This is a genomic window from Nocardia sp. NBC_01377 (assembly GCF_045040005.1).
GTDB classification, from domain to species: domain Bacteria; phylum Actinomycetota; class Actinomycetes; order Mycobacteriales; family Mycobacteriaceae; genus Nocardia; species Nocardia noduli.
The window spans coordinates 1961968-1976552 of record NZ_CP109566.1; the positions used below are offsets into that span (position 1 = coordinate 1961968).

Genomic DNA, 14585 nt, shown 5'->3' on the forward strand with positions numbered 1-14585 from the left:
CCGCCGGATGAATTTCGTTCGCGGGATATACGCGAAAACCACGACGCGACCGAATATGCCGGGGATAGTGGGAACACTCGGTACGAAAGTTGGTGTGGGCGTTGTTGGAAAGTGTCCGGCAGCCGGGCCGTCGGCGGTTGGTGGCGGTGGCGGTGGCGGTGGCGGTCGTGTCCTCGGTGGTGGTCGCCTCGGTGATAGTCGGAATGAGAACCGAACCCGACGGGCTCACGGTGACCGGTCTGCCGGAAGGAATCGTCGGGGCCGCGCAGCTGAGCACCCTGGAATTCCGGGTGGACACGCGAGGACACGACGCGAAGGAATTGCGTCTGGAACTCGACGGTGCCCCGGTCACGGGCACGGTCGACGGCGAGGCCGTCGTCTTCCGTCCCGGCCCGCTCGCCGACGGGGAACACCGGCTCAGCGTGGAGATCCCGCGCGGCGGACCGTCCGGGTGGTTGCGCGCGGGCCCCGGTTTCGACGAGACCTTCACCGTCGACACCGCCGCTCCCCAGGTGGAACTGGCCCCGACCGCGCCCGTGCGTTCCTATCGGGAGCCGGTTTCGGTGCGCGGCAGGATCATCGGCGCGCAGCGTGCCTCGATCGGGTCCGAGCCGGTACCGCTCGCCCCCGACGGCACATTCGACATCACCCTGTCGCGCGCGCCGGTGCGCGCGGAACTGGTCGCGCTGGACGCGGCGGGTAATTCGACCACCGTTCCCCTCGCCGCCGCGGCCGCGGTTCCCCGGATCAGGGCCGTGCACGTCACGGCGCACGCCTGGTCACACGAAGGGCTGCGCGAGGATGTCCTCGAACTGGCGCGGTCCGGGCGCATCGACACCGTCCAACTCGACATCAAGGACGAGGACGGCGTGGTCGGCTACGACTCCCAGGTGCCGCTGGCACGGGAATCCGGTGCCGTCGAGGCGATCTACGACGCGCCGTCGGCCCTGCGCGTGCTGCACGACATGGGCCTGCGCGTGGTGGGCCGGATCGTCGCGTTCCGGGATCCGGCCGTCGCCGAATGGGCGTGGCACGCGGGCCGCCCGGACTGGGTGATCCAGAATCCGGGCGGTCAGCCGTACTCGAGCAAGTACGGCCCGATCGCCTTCACCAATTTCGTGCATCCCGAGATCCGCCGCTACAACATCGCTCTCGCGGTCGAAGCGGCGCGGCTCGGCTTCGACGAGATCATGTACGACTACATCCGGCGACCCGACGGCCCCGAATCGTCGATGGTATTCCCCGGCGCCACTGTCGACGTCGCCGTCTCCGTCGCGGATTTCCTGGGGGAGAGCCGCGGCCCGGTGCACGACGCGGGCGCCTTCCAGAGCGCGGCGGTCTTCGGCATCGCCTCGACCCGGCCGCAGCAGATCGCCCAGGACATCCCCATGATGGCGCGGCACGTGGATTACGTCGCGCCCATGCTGTACCCGTCGCATTGGAACGCCGGGGAGTACGGCGTCGCGGACCCGAACGGGCAGCCTTACGACATCATCGTCCGATCACTCGACGACTTCCGCAGGCAGACCGAGGGAACCGGCGCGAAAGTTGTTCCGTGGCTCCAGGATTTCAGTCTCGGGGTGAACTACGGACCCGCCGAGGTCCGCGCTCAGATCGACGCCTGCGCCGCCGCGGGTATCGACAGCTACTTCCTGTGGAGCCCGAACGTCCGCTATCACCTCTAGCGACTCGCGGCGCGAATTCTCCACCGGGGGAACGAGAAGCGTCGCGATCGCGTCCGCCCAGTAGCGCAGTGTCGTCACCTCCGCTCGCGCGGAGTCGCGCAGCGGACGCGCCGCCGCCGTTCCGCGCAGCACCGCCACGGTCAGGTCGCGCACCTGGGGGTAACGGGGATGGGTGACGATGTCGGGGCCGAAGAGGTCGTCGATGACGCGGTACAGGTCGCGCCCGGCCCGGCGTTCGGCAGCGCGGAGCAGCGCGGCGAGCGCGGAATCACCGCGCGCCGCCGCCCACAGCTCGAATTCGGCCGTGGCGGCGGGGCCGGTCATCGCCTCGTACAGCGCGGTCAGGGTTCGCGCGATCGGGTCGCCGGGGTGGTCCCCGCGTAGTGCTACCGCGCGCACGACCGCTTCGTTGCGTTCCACCAGGTGTGCGACGAGGGCACGGAGCAATTGGTCCAGGGTGGGGAAGTGGTGCAGCAATGCGCCACGGGTGACCCCGGCCGTCCGCTGGACCGCGAGGGTGGACAGCGCCGCGTATCCGCGCTCGATCAGCAGCGTCGTCGCGGCGTCGAGGATGCGCGCCCGCGTCGCTCGTTTCTGTTCGTCCCGCTTACCCGTCATCGGTTCCCTCGGTCGTCGCGCCCCGAGAATTTCACAGTCAATATTGACTGTCAAATGATCGTGGACAAGACTTCGACCCGTCGAATATTCCCCCCGCCGAGTCCGGGCACGAGAGGAAAACCAGTGACAGACAACCGATTCCAGGCGGGCTCCCGCCCCGCGGCGTGGTACGAGAACTGGACCGAGACACCGGATTCGCGCTGGCACGACCGCGCGCGGGCGGAATCGGAATGCACCTACCCGACTCTCACCTACGAGGTCGACGGCAGGATCGCGCGTATCACCTTCGACCGGCCCGAGCAGGGCAACGCGATCACCCCGGACACACCACGCGACCTGGCGCACGCGGTGGAACGGGCCGATCTGGATCCGCGCGTACATGTCATCCTGCTGTCGGGGCGCGGCAAGGGTTTCTGCGGCGGGTACGACCTGAGCATGTTCGCGGAGGACTCCTTCCGGATTGCCGATCCCGCCGACGATGTCACCGGAACCGTGGTCGATCCCGTCGTGCAGGGCCGCAATCACGATCCCGCCGCGACCTGGGATCCGATGGTCGACTACGCCATGATGAGCCGGTTCAACCGCGGTTTCGCCAGTCTGCTGCGCGCCGACAAACCGACCGTGGCGAAACTGCACGGTTTCGCCGTCGCGGGCGGCAGCGATATCGCCCTGTTCGCCGACCAGATCATCTGCGCCGACGATACGAAGATCGGTTACCCGCCGACCCGCGTATGGGGTATCCCGGCGGCCGGGATGTGGGCGCATCGCCTCGGTGATCAGCGTGCCAAGCGGCTGCTGTTCACCGGTGACTGCCTCACCGGCAAGCAGGCCGTGGAATGGGGTCTCGCCGTCGAGTCCTGGCCCGCCGACGAACTCGACGAGCGCGCCGAAGCGCTGGTCGCTCGCATCGCGCGAATGCCGGTCAACCAGCTCATGATGGCGAAACTCGCGCTCAACTCGGCCCTCTACTCCCAGGGCGTGCTCAATTCCGGCATGATCTCGACCGTCTTCGACGGTATCTCCCGCCACACCTCGGAGGGCTACGCCTTTCAGACGCGGGCGGCCACCGTCGGTTTCCGCGAGGCCGTGCGCGAACGCGACGAACCGTTCGGAGATCAGAAACGTTCCCGGTCGTGAGCGTGGTCGGCGTTCACATATCTCCTCGATATCGCGATATACGTCGGTAGGCTCGCCTGACCGGTCGCCGACGTGAGGCGACGCGCGTCCCCGGTCGAATCGGATCGATCACACGAATGTGAGAAGCAGGACGGATGGATATTCACGAAGTTGCGGGTTCGGGCATCGGCGAGCAGCGCGAATTGCTGGACAGCGGCGCCGTCTCGGTGACCGAACTCGTCGAGGCGACACTCGAGCGGATCGACAGGGCGAGCGAACTCGGCGCCTTCATCCGGGTACTGCGCGAACAGGCGCGGGCCGAGGCGGCGGCCCGCGACCGGCAGCGCGTCGACGGTGCGGAACTCGGTCCGCTGCACGGTATTCCGGTTGCCGTGAAGGACGAGATCGATGTGGCCGGGGTGGTCACGACATTCGGTACCCGTGCCAATCGCACACCGGCCGCGGCCGATGCCGAGGTGGTGCGGCGACTGCGCGCGGCGGGGGCCGTCATCATCGGCAAGACCGCGATGCCGGAATTCGGCCAGTGGCCCTTCACCGAGTCCAGCACCTACGGGATCACTCGCAATCCGTGGGATCCGACCCGCTCGACGGGCGGTTCGAGCGGTGGGTCGGCGGCCGCGGTAGCCGCAGGGCTGGTCCCGGTCGCCCTCGGCGGCGACGGCGGTGGTTCGATCCGGATTCCGGCCGCCTGCTGCGGCCTGTTCGGGCTGAAACCGCAGCGCGGCCGGGTGTCGGTCGCCCCGCACGAGCACCTGTGGTGGGCGCTCGGCGTGGCGGGACCGTTGACGAGGAGTGTGCTCGATTCCGCGATCGTCTACGACGTCATCCGCGGCGGCGCCCCCGCCGACCGGTTCAGCGCCCCCGATCCGATCATGTCGTTCGAGGAGGCCGCGCGCCGAACCGATCGGGTGCTGCGCATCGGATACAGCACGCGCTCGCCGGTGCCGATGGTGAAACTCGATCCGGAGCACCGGAGGGCGGTGGAGCAGACGGCCGCGCTGCTCGCCGGTCTCGGCCATACCGTCTTCGAGGTCGACCCCGACTATCCCGATCCGACGCCCGCGTTCTTCCCGCAGTTCTTCGGCGGTGTGCGCGCCGAGGCCGAGTCGGTCGAGTACCCGGAACTGCTCGAACGACGTACCAGAGAGACCCTGCGACTCGGGGCCTGGGCGCGGCGCGGGGTGGTGGAACGGGCGATCCGCAAGGGCGAGGCGCTCACCCGCAAGGTCGATCGACTCTTCGACGAATGCGATCTGCTGCTGACCCCCACGCTCGCGATCCGCCCGCCCGCGGTCGGTGTGCTCGACGGTCTCGGCAGCGTCCGCGCCCAGCTCGCCGCGATTCCGATGGTCGCCTACACCGGTTTGTGGAACGTCACCGGCAATCCCGCCGCCTCGGTGCCTACCGGGGTCGCCGCCGACGGGCTGCCGCTGTCGGTTCAGCTGATCGGACCGGCCAACGGTGAGACCACGATCCTCTCGGCGGCGGCGCAGTTGGAACGGGAACGTCCGCAGGCGCGTGCGTCGTACCGGATTCCCGGCTGAATTCGGGGACGAATGCCCTGGTGGGGGCCTCGTGCGCGGGCGGATGCCGCCGAACCGGACAACCCTGCGCAAACAGTGATGTGCGTCACGTCGTCTCGGTAGCCTGATCCCACCCGGCTGCTCGTTCCTGAACCGCGGTGGTCCAGCTCGTGCGAGGTGCCGCGGCTAGAAAGGCGCCTCGACCATGAGCTCCTCGTCGATACCAACCACCTCGCCGACCCTGCTGACCGGGCTCTGGCAGCGAAAACTCCCGCACTATCCGGACACCCCCGCCCGTTCCTGGTATCTGGCCGTCGTGGTGATCGCCTCGATCGCGCTGTACTACCAGCTGTTCGTCACCGGGGCTGTCGGCAACGAGCTGATCGACTACTTCGATCTGTCGTTCGCCTATTTCGTCTGGATATTCATCATCGGCGCCGCGTTCGGCGCGGTCGCTTCGGTGCTCGCCGGGCTGCTCGACCGATGGGGGCGAGCCAATATCGTCGCCTACGGCGTGGTGATCTGCTCGCTGCTGACGCTGTTCGCGGTGCCCGCGGTGACCACCAAGGAGGCCTACCTGGCCGTCTACATCCTGGTGAGCATCGTCGAGGGCGCGGTGCTGGTGGCGACGCCCGCGTTGATCCGCGATTTCTCCCCGCAGCTGGGCCGGGCCTCGGCGATGGGGTTCTGGACGCTCGGACCGGTGATCGGCGCGCTGGTCACCACGGCGATCTCCACCCGCACCCTGGACGCTCATCCGGACTGGCAATTCCACTACCGGGTCTGCGGTGTGATCAGCATGGTGATCGCGGTCGTCGCGGTGATCGGTCTGCGGGAGCTGAGTCCGCCGCTGCGCGATCAGATCATGGTGTCGCTGCGCGACAAGGCGCTGATCGAGGCGCGCGCCCGTGGCCTGGACGTGAACGCGCTGGAACGTGACCAGTGGAAACAGATGATGCGCGTGAACATCGTCGGCTCGGCGCTGGGCATCAGCCTGTTCCTGGCGTACTTCTACACGATCGTGTCGTTCCTGCCGGTGTACATGGCGACCAATTTCGGATTCAGTCCATCCCAGGCCAACGCGCTCGGCAACTGGTACTGGGGTCCGAACGCCATCGCGCTCGTGCTGGCGGGAATCGCGTCGGACTATCTGAAGGTGCGCAAGCCGTTCATGATCGTGGGCGCGCTCATCAGCATCGTCGGCCTGTTCGTCTTCATCGGATTCACCGACGAGCCCGATACGGGGTATTACACCTTCGCCGGGGTTTTCGTCGTCATCGCGATCGGCACCGGTATCGCCTATTCGACCTGGATGGCGAGTTTCACCGAAACCGTCGAAGCGCGCAATCCGGCCGCCACGGTGGCCGGACTCGCGGTGTGGGGCGGCATCCTGCGCGGTGTGGTGACCCTGGTGCTGTTCGGGCTGCTGATCGTGGTGAACGCGGCGGGTCCGTTGGTGAACCACGGTCCGCGCCTGGGCGAGATCCAGGAGAAGTACGGCTCGGAGCTGGCCACCATCCAGATCGTCGGCACCGAAACCCTCGCCGCGTTGCAGAAGAATCCGGGCGATCAGGCCGCGCAGGTGCGGGCGCTGTCGGCGTTGAGCGGCGCCACACCGGAGCAGGTGCAGACCACGCTGGCGCTGAACGCGAAATACCCGCAGGAATTGCAGACCCTCCAGGCGATCCAGCCCGAGACCCAGGCGAAGCTGGCCGAGAATCCCACCGACGCCACCGCCGGGCTCGCGGCCGTCGGTCAGGTCTCGCAGAAGTTCGGCATCCCGGTGGATCAGGCGATCGCGCGACTGACCGCGACCCAGCAAATTCCGAGGGATCAGCTGACGGTCGCCGCGACGGTCGGCCCGAAGGTGGCGACGGCGGCGTCGCAGTTGGCCGCCGTCGGCGGCATCGCACCCGACGACGCCGCCTACCTGGCCGAGTACGGTCCGGAAGTCGCTCAGGCCAAGGAGGATTCGCCCGCGCAGTGGGAACTCTGGTGGTGGATCTGCCTGCTGGCGCAGGTGGCCTTCCTGCCGTTCGTCTTCGTCATGGCGGGACACTGGAGCCCGAGGAAGGCGGCCGCCGCGGCGAAGGAACACGACGAACTGGTCCAGAGCGAATTGGCGGCACTCACCCCCTAGGAGAATCGCGATTGCTTCGTCGCGGTACTGGTTCTTTTGCCGAAGAGGTGCCACTCTTAAGCGGTGACACTATCTCCGGATAAATCGCCGGGTTCCGATCCCGCCAGCGACAAGCTGGACGCGCGGGTGTACAAGGTTGCGGGCGTGGTCGTGCTCGGCGCGATCATGTCCATCCTCGACATCACGGTCGTGACTGTCGCGATCCCCACCTTCCAGGCCGAGTTCGACACCAGCTACGCCATCGCCGCGTGGTCGATGACGGGCTACACCCTGGCACTCGCGACGGTCATCCCGCTGACGGGATGGGCGGCCGACAGGTTCGGCACCAAGCGCCTCTACATCATGGCGCTGACGTTCTTCATACTCGGCTCGCTGCTGTGCAGCACGGCCTGGAATATCGAGTCGCTCATCGCCTTCCGGGTGCTCCAGGGCATCGGCGGCGGCATGCTGATGCCGCTCGGCATGACGATCATGACCCACGCGGCGGGCCCGCAGCGGGTCGGCCGGGTCATGGCCGTACTCGGCGTGCCGATGCTGCTCGGCCCGATCAGCGGCCCGATTCTCGGCGGCTGGCTGATCGACACGTTCAGCTGGCACTGGATCTTCCTCATCAACCTGCCGATCGGCGTGGTCGCGCTGATCCTCGCCTTCGTCGTCTTCGATTCCGACCGTCCGGAACCGTCGGAATCCTTCGACTTCCTCGGTATGCTGCTGGCCTCACCGGGTCTGGCGCTGTTCCTGTTCGGCGTCTCCTCGATCCCGGAACAGGGCACCATCGCCTCGGCCAGGGTGCTGATTCCGGCGCTGCTCGGCGTGACGTTGCTGGTGCTGTTCGTGCTGCACGCGTTGCGCACCGAACATCCGCTGATCGATCTGCATCTGTTCCGCGACCGGGCGATGACCTTCGCGGTGCTCACCATGGTGCTGTTCGCGATCGCCTTCTTCGGCGCGGGCCTGCTACTGCCCAGCTACCTGCAACAGGTCAGGGGCGAAACCGCGCTCGCGGCCGGTCTGCTCATCGCGCCACAGGGCATCGGAGCGATGATCACCATGCCGATCGCGGGGCGGCTCGTCGACAAGATCGGCCCCGGCAAGATCGTGCTGACCGGCATCACCCTGATGACCATCGGCATGGCGTTCTTCACCCAGCTCGAGGCCGACACGGCGTATCCGATCATGATGGTCGCGCTGTTGATCATGGGCTTCGGCATGGGCTGCACGATGATGCCGACGATGACCGCGGCCATCCAGACGCTGACGCATTCGCAGGTCGCCCGGGGTACGACATTGATGAACATCGTCAACCAGACCTCCGGCTCGATCGGCACCGCGATCATGTCGGTGGTGCTGACCAACCTGCTCCAGGACAAGCCGGACGCGGGGGCCGCGATCGCGTCGAATACCGACCCGTCCCTGGCCGCGAAACTGCCGCCGGGCACCATCGAGTCCGGTTTCGATCAGGCCGCCGACGCGTTCGGTTCGACCTATGTCGTCGCCGTGGTCGTGCTCGCGCTCACCCTGATCCCGGCGTTCTTCCTGCCGAGGACCAGGCCGAAGAATCCGGAACTCGCCGCGGACACGCCCGCGGCGATGACGCACTGAAGGGCGATGCGCTGAGAGCGTCGGCGTATCAGCCGGTATGAACGACCGAAATCCGGGTCGATGAGCGTCTACCGACGTCACCGACCCGGATTTCGGCGTTTCGCAGTCGCTCCGGCTCAGCCGTACAGCGCGACGAAACGTTGTAGCGACCGCTCGATATCGCCCCGCACCGCCCGCGCCACACCCGCGCCGATCGGTCCGAACAGCGGCGCTCCGCCGAGTGCGATGTCGACGGTGACCTCCGAGCCCGCCCCCTTCGGCGCGACCCGGAGTTCGAGGCCGAGTTTGGTGCCGCCCTTGCCCGCGCCGCTGAGCGCGAGTCGGCGGGGCGGTTCCGCCGCGTCGACGGTCCATGTCACCCGGTTCCGCAGACCTTTCACCGTGGCCACTCCGACGAGTTTCGTGCCCTCGGTCAATTCGGCGGGAACCTCGCCGCGCCACGCCTCGTGCATGGTCAGCCATTTGTCCAGATCGGCCAGGTTCGAGGTGTGCGCCCACGCCTGTTCCGGCGGGATCGGAACGTCGACGGAGACCTTCAGCTTTGCCATGCGCGCATGGTATCCGGTACCGCGGGTTTGGGTATTCGGCCGCGCGACGGCCCGTTGTCATCGATTGTGTCGTGCGTCACAGAGGAAATGTCTCGCCGTGCGGTCGTGTTATAGAGGTTGCCACATCAACCAAATGCGGCGACAGCACAGCAGAGGAGCGCTCCATGACCGCCGGAACCACGACCGCCCTGTCCGCGGGTACCTGGGTCATCGACCCCGTCCATTCGCTCGTCGGTTTCTCCGTCCGCCACCTGATGGTGAGTAAGGTGCGCGGCCGATTCACCGATTTCTCGGGCAAACTCGTCATCGGCGAGGACGGTTCGGCCTCGGCCGAGGCCGAGATCCGGATCGACTCGGTGACCACCGACAATCCTCAGCGCGACGCCCACCTGCGCACCGCCGACTTCTTCCATGCCGAGCAGTTCCCGGTAGCGAGTTTCACGTCGACCGGCTTCCGGGTGAAGGGCGACGCCTTCGTCGTCGACGGAGACTTCAGCTTCCACGGCGTGACCAAGCCGGTCTCGCTCGAGGTGGAATTCCTCGGCGTGAATCCGGGCATGGGCAACGGGCCCGTCGCCGGTTTCGAGGCCACCGCCGTGGTCAGTCGTCGTGATTTCGGCGTGGATATCGATATGCCACTGCCGGACGGCGGCGGCGTTGTGGTCGGTGACAAGATCACCCTCTCCCTCGAGGTGGAAGTCGGCCTCCGGAGCTGATCCCACCCGCACACGCGTATCCCGGCCGGGGTTCACCGAATTCGGTGAACCCCGGCCGATTGCTTTGTGTTCGCGGTGGGTACGGGCGGACATGTTTCCGTTCGGACGCGTGATCCGCACCGGCTCAACTTCTTTGCGTCTCATGGTTACGTCGTGCGTTCGCGAGGTTGCTGCTAGGGTGGGCGGGTCGTCGGGTTCCGGGCTGTGCGGGAGCGCTCCGTTCAGTTGGCGATCGATTGTCTGATCGCCTGTCCCACAGGCACTGTGGGTCGGGACTCGACCGGCGATGACCCGCGCCGCCCGGTCGCCGCTACGGGATTCGGAACCTCCGATGGTGAACGGTGAGGTGACCCGATCGCGGTGGTGTATCGAGGTGGGCATCGTGATCGGCAATATGTGTTCGGCAAATATGTATTGGGCAAACGTGCGGAAGGTGAGACGGAGTTCGGTGGCAGCAGGCTGTGGGATTCGACGCGGACCATAGGCAACTGGTTCTCGGGGGGAGGTTGAACCTGTCGACGACGAGAGAACTGATGAATGTGGATATCGCCGTAGTACTGCCATGGATCCTCGCCCTTGCACTCGTGCTCGCGGTGGCGGGGTTTTCGGTGAATACCGGAAGACGCCAGAGAGCCCGGATCGACGAGCTCGCGGCGAGACAGAGCGCGTACGAGGACGCACTCGAGGCGTTCGCGGTCAAGACCCTACCCGCGGTGACCGAGGCGGTGCGGCGTTTCGAGCCCTCCGCTCCCGCCGTGGAAATTCCTGTGGGACTGGAGAATTCGCGACTGGCGCAGGGACTGCGCTGGATCGGCGAACGATTCGACGAGGATCTGCGTCGGGTGCAGACCGAGACCCGCGAGATGATCGCGCACGAGGCCGAGGAACAGGCCAGGCTGGTCATCAAGCACACCGAGTCCACGGTGCGATCGGAGGTCGCCACCTCGGCCCGTGAGGCGACCAGTGGCGCGGTGCGCTCCTTCGGCACCTCGGTGGTGAGTCTCGGCGCCGACGTGAGCCAGGTCGTGAGTGCCGCGCTGCGCGAACATCGCGACGACGAGGTATACGCGACGCTCACCAGGATCGACCACACCGTGCAGCAGATGATCCGTCAGGCGCAGTCCTACGTGATCGTCTGTGGTGGCCTGCCGGGACGGCGCTGGCCCGCGCAGTCGCTGACCGACGTGGTCGGCGGCGCGGTCGGCCGTGTGCGCGACTACCTGCGCGTCCGGCCGAACCAACTCGACCGGGTCGTCATCAGCCGTGCGGTGGAACCGTTGGTCCATACGCTCGCGACGTTACTCGACAACGCGTTGCGCTATTCGCCGCCAACCTCTTTCGTCGACGTCAGCTTCCAGACCGGCCATCACGGCGTCACCGTCATCATCGACGACGCCGGTGTGCGCATGAACTCCGAGCAGATGGAGGAGGCCAGGCAGATCCTCGCGAACGAGCGTCCGGTCGACATCCACCAGCTCGGCCCGGCTCCCAAGGTCGGTTTCCCCGGTATCGCGGCCCTGGCGCGACGCTACGGATTCACCGTCTACATCGATGGGCCGAACGCCTACGGCGGTATGCGCGCCATGGTGTACGTGCCCGAGGCCCTGCTCGCCGCTCCGACCAGGTCCGACGAACCCCCCGCGCCCGCCGAACCCGAACCGCAGGTACTCGAACCGGCCCTGGTGCCCGCCGCCGCGGAACCGGCCAGTGAGGAGAGCGAATTCGCCGTGCACGACATCACCAGCGGCGGTCTGCCGAAGCGGCGCCGTCGCACGGTCGCGTCCGCGTCGTCGGCCCGGCCACGTACTGCCCGATCCGATAACGCGACGGCGTCGGGACCCGCTCGACCGGATATCGCCGCAGCGTGGCAATCGGGTTCCAAGAGCGGCCGCGCCGCCGCGGACGACAACCCCGCGACCGCTCCGAACAGCATCGCGACCGAACACCCGGAAGGGACGACACCCTGATGAGCACACCGAACACGGCCGCGACCGATAACAGCAACAAGCTGGGGTGGTTACTCGAGGATCTGAACGCTCCCGGGGTGCGATTCGCGGTGCTGCTTTCCGACGACGGATTACGGATCGCGCACTCCGCGGGTATCACCCGCGACAACGCCGAGCGATTCTCGGCGGCGGCGTCCGGGCTGCGCTCACTGGGTAAGGCCCTCGGTGAGTTCTGCGGCGGACCGGAGACCAATCTGCGGCAGGCGATGACCGAATACGACGACGGGATGATCTTCATCACCGCGGCGGGCGAGGGTGCGCTGCTGGGGGTTTCGACCACCGGGGAGATCGACGTCAGTCTCATCGCCCACCGCATGAACGAGTTGGCGGCCAGAGTCGGTCACGAGCTAGGCAGCATGTCGCAGCGGAGAGCCGATAGCGACCGGCGATGACCAGATCCCGCCGCGATCCCGACCTGGTGCGCGCCTACGTGCGCACCGGCGGGCGCTTGCGCCCGACCCGCGAACTGGATCTGGTCACCCTGGTCATCGCGAAAGCCGATCCGACGCCCGGTGCCGCGCCGGACGTCGTTCGGGTGATGAACCTGTGCAGCAGGCGCGGCGCGCTGTCCGTCGCCGAGATCGCGGCCTATCTCGATCTCCCACCGTCGGTGGTGAAGATCCTGGTCGCCGACCTGATGGACAGCGAGCATCTGGTCACACCGACCCCGGCCGAGAATCTGCCGGAGATCGCCCTGTTGGAGGAGGTACTCAATGGGCTCCGTGCTCTCCCGGCCTGAGCGCGCTGTCGACTACGTACCGGAGACGGTGACACGTTCGGTCAAACTGTTGGTAGCGGGCAATTTCGGGGTCGGAAAGACGACGTTCGTCAGCAGCGTCTCGGAGATCAAGCCGCTGCGCACCGAGGAGACCATCACCGAGGCCAGTGTCGGCATCGACGATATGGTCGGGCTACCCGGCAAGGTGAACACCACCGTCGCCATGGATTTCGGGCGGATCACCTTGAATCCGCAACTGGCGCTGTACCTGTTCGGCACGCCTGGACAGCAGCGATTCGTGCCGCTGTGGGAGGAATTGGCGCGGGGCGCGCTCGGCGCGCTCGTCCTGGTCGACACCCGCCGGATCGAGAAGGCCGACGAGGTGCTGTCGGTTCTCGAGGAGCGCGGGGTGCCGTATTCGGTGGCCGTCAACCGATTCGAGGGCGCGCAGAGTTATCCGCTCGACGAGATCAGGGACGCACTCGACCTGACCCCCGATACCCCGTTGACCGCCCTCGATGCCCGACATCGCGGCACCTGTCTACAGTCGTTGATCACCCTGGTCGAATTCCTGTTCCATCGCGTGGAGACCCGTCGTTGACCCTTTCTTCTGTCTCCGGGCGTTGTCCGGTGCCCCACGGATCGCCGATCGATACCGACGGCCCGCGGGTTTCTCTGTTCGACCCGGAATTCGCGCAGGATCCACACGGCGCCTATGACCGGATGCGCGCACGTTACGGTTCACTGGCCCCCGTCGAGCTCGCTCCGGGTGTGCCCGCCACCTTGGTGATCGGCTATCACACCGCCGTGCGCGTCCTCAACGATCCCGAGCATTTCCCCGCCGACCCGCGTACCTGGCAGCGCGATATCCCGGGGGAGTGTCCGGTGCTGCCGATGCTGGAGTGGCGGCCGAACGCCCTGCGCAGTGCGGGCGCCGAGCACACCCGCTACCGGCAGGCCAATGTCGAGGCCATCGCGGCCATGGATCTGCACGCGCTGCACGCGGTGGTCGAGCAGATCGCCCTTCCGCTGATCAACGGGTTCTGCGGGGACGGCGCCGCGGATCTGATCAGCCAGTACGCATTTCCGCTCGCGTTCGCGGTGCTCAACGAGATGCTCGGTTGCCCGCCCGATATCGGGCAGCAGGTGGCCACCGGGATGGCGGCGATCTTCGACGGCGTGAACGCGGCGAAGGGCAATGTGATGCTCGCCGACGCGCTGCTGGAACTGACCGCGCGCAAACGCCGTGATCCCGCCGACGACATCACCTCCCGGCTCATCGCCCACCGGGCCGGGCTCGATGACGTCGAGATGGTCCACCAGCTCGCGACCCTCTACGGCGCGGGCATCGAGACGCAGCAGAACCTGATCGTGCACACGGTGCTGCTGATGCTCACCGACGAACGTTTCAGCGGCGGCATCCTCGGCGGCAGTCTGTCCACCCGCGACGCGATCGACGAGGTGCTGTTCAGCGATCCGCCGATGGCGAATTACTGTGTCACCTACCCGCGTCAGCCGATCCTCATCGACGATGCCTGGTTACCCGCGCACCAACCCGTCGTCGTCAGCATGACCGCGTGCAACAACGATCCGGCGATCACGACGCGGCGCGAGTTCTCCGACAATCGGTCGCACCTGGCGTGGGGTGTCGGACCGCACGCCTGCCCCGCGCGTTCGCTGGCGTACCTGGTCGTGCAGGACGCCATCGACCAGTTGCTCGACGCGCTGCCCGAACTGAGTCTCGCGGTGGCGGCCGAGGAGTTGATGTGGCGGCCGGGACCGTTTCACCGCGCCCTGGTCTCGCTTCCCGTCGACTTTCCGAAATCGGCTCCGCTGTACGGGAATTGACGGATCGGCCGCGGCGCCCGTAGATATCGGGCGCCGCGGCCGAC

The 14585-nt window shown here is 67.0% G+C and carries 12 protein-coding genes and 1 pseudogene; 11 read left to right on the top strand and 2 right to left on the bottom strand.

Features of this window, described 5'->3' with window-relative positions; translation table 11 throughout:
* Positions 1 to 101: 101 nt before the first annotated feature.
* On the top strand, positions 102 to 1685 hold the full coding sequence (locus OG225_RS08830) for a putative glycoside hydrolase (RefSeq protein WP_405181224.1): 1584 nt from the start codon (positions 102 to 104) through the stop codon (positions 1683 to 1685).
* A gap of 444 nt (positions 1686 to 2129) precedes the next feature.
* On the opposite strand, the pseudogene OG225_RS08835 reads toward OG225_RS08830, so the two are convergent.
* Positions 2130 to 2303, bottom strand: a pseudogene (locus tag OG225_RS08835) (helix-turn-helix domain-containing protein); the annotation flags it as partial.
* Positions 2304 to 2426: 123 nt separating this feature from the next.
* Here OG225_RS08835 and OG225_RS08840 point away from each other — a divergent pair.
* The 4 genes from OG225_RS08840 (at position 2427) to OG225_RS08855 (ending at position 8705) form a co-directional block, all read left to right on the top strand.
* Positions 2427 to 3440 carry a crotonase/enoyl-CoA hydratase family protein gene (locus tag OG225_RS08840; protein ID WP_405181225.1) on the top strand — a complete coding sequence of 338 codons (1014 nt, stop codon included), beginning with the start codon at positions 2427 to 2429 and terminating at the stop codon, positions 3438 to 3440.
* A gap of 134 nt (positions 3441 to 3574) precedes the next feature.
* Positions 3575 to 4984, top strand: a complete 1410-nt coding sequence (locus OG225_RS08845; RefSeq protein WP_405181226.1) for an amidase — start codon at positions 3575 to 3577, stop codon at positions 4982 to 4984.
* Between the two features lie 184 nt (positions 4985 to 5168).
* Entirely contained in the window at positions 5169 to 7103 is a 1935-nt protein-coding gene (locus OG225_RS08850) for an MFS transporter (protein ID WP_405181227.1), read from the top strand.
* A gap of 63 nt (positions 7104 to 7166) precedes the next feature.
* Positions 7167 to 8705: a DHA2 family efflux MFS transporter permease subunit gene (locus OG225_RS08855; protein ID WP_405181228.1), complete on the top strand. Its 1539-nt coding sequence runs from the start codon at positions 7167 to 7169 to the stop codon at positions 8703 to 8705.
* 116 nt (positions 8706 to 8821) lie between these two features.
* Here the strand turns inward: OG225_RS08855 and OG225_RS08860 are convergent, their stop codons facing one another.
* On the bottom strand, positions 8822 to 9253 hold the full coding sequence (locus OG225_RS08860) for an SRPBCC family protein (protein ID WP_405181229.1): 432 nt from the start codon (positions 9251 to 9253) through the stop codon (positions 8822 to 8824).
* 164 nt (positions 9254 to 9417) lie between these two features.
* Between OG225_RS08860 and OG225_RS08865 the strand changes: the two genes are divergently transcribed.
* The 6 genes from OG225_RS08865 to OG225_RS08890 all read left to right on the top strand — a co-directional run bounded on the left by OG225_RS08865 (position 9418) and on the right by OG225_RS08890 (position 14541).
* The gene (locus OG225_RS08865) at positions 9418 to 9969 is read left to right on the top strand and encodes a YceI family protein (RefSeq protein WP_405181230.1); all 552 of its coding nucleotides are present in this window, start codon (positions 9418 to 9420) and stop codon (positions 9967 to 9969) included.
* Between the two features lie 533 nt (positions 9970 to 10502).
* Entirely contained in the window at positions 10503 to 11936 is a 1434-nt protein-coding gene (locus OG225_RS08870; RefSeq protein ID WP_405181231.1) for a sensor histidine kinase, read from the top strand.
* Positions 11936 to 12367 carry a roadblock/LC7 domain-containing protein gene (locus OG225_RS08875; RefSeq protein ID WP_405181232.1) on the top strand — a complete coding sequence of 144 codons (432 nt, stop codon included), beginning with the start codon at positions 11936 to 11938 and terminating at the stop codon, positions 12365 to 12367. The genes OG225_RS08870 and OG225_RS08875 overlap by 1 nt, the downstream gene beginning before the upstream one ends.
* A complete protein-coding gene (locus tag OG225_RS08880) occupies positions 12364 to 12714 on the top strand; it encodes a DUF742 domain-containing protein (RefSeq protein WP_405181233.1) in 351 nt (116 codons plus the stop codon). Before OG225_RS08875 ends, OG225_RS08880 begins: the two co-directional genes overlap by 4 nt.
* Positions 12689 to 13294: an ATP/GTP-binding protein gene (locus tag OG225_RS08885; protein WP_216906275.1), complete on the top strand. Its 606-nt coding sequence runs from the start codon at positions 12689 to 12691 to the stop codon at positions 13292 to 13294. Before OG225_RS08880 ends, OG225_RS08885 begins: the two co-directional genes overlap by 26 nt.
* Positions 13291 to 14541 carry a cytochrome P450 gene (locus tag OG225_RS08890; protein ID WP_405181234.1) on the top strand — a complete coding sequence of 417 codons (1251 nt, stop codon included), beginning with the start codon at positions 13291 to 13293 and terminating at the stop codon, positions 14539 to 14541. Before OG225_RS08885 ends, OG225_RS08890 begins: the two co-directional genes overlap by 4 nt.
* The last annotated feature ends 44 nt before the right edge of the window (positions 14542 to 14585 follow it).

Coding starts and splice junctions, on each gene's coding strand:
- OG225_RS08850 (WP_405181227.1), top strand. CDS start 5,169: ATGAGCTCCTCGTCGATACCAACCACCTCGCCGACCCTGCTGACCGGG.
- OG225_RS08875 (WP_405181232.1), top strand. CDS start 11,936: ATGAGCACACCGAACACGGCCGCGACCGATAACAGCAACAAGCTGGGG.
- OG225_RS08885 (WP_216906275.1), top strand. CDS start 12,689: ATGGGCTCCGTGCTCTCCCGGCCTGAGCGCGCTGTCGACTACGTACCG.
- OG225_RS08845 (WP_405181226.1), top strand. CDS start 3,575: ATGGATATTCACGAAGTTGCGGGTTCGGGCATCGGCGAGCAGCGCGAA.
- OG225_RS08880 (WP_405181233.1), top strand. CDS start 12,364: ATGACCAGATCCCGCCGCGATCCCGACCTGGTGCGCGCCTACGTGCGC.
- OG225_RS08870 (WP_405181231.1), top strand. CDS start 10,503: ATGAATGTGGATATCGCCGTAGTACTGCCATGGATCCTCGCCCTTGCA.
- OG225_RS08865 (WP_405181230.1), top strand. CDS start 9,418: ATGACCGCCGGAACCACGACCGCCCTGTCCGCGGGTACCTGGGTCATC.
- OG225_RS08860 (WP_405181229.1), bottom strand. CDS start 9,253: ATGGCAAAGCTGAAGGTCTCCGTCGACGTTCCGATCCCGCCGGAACAG.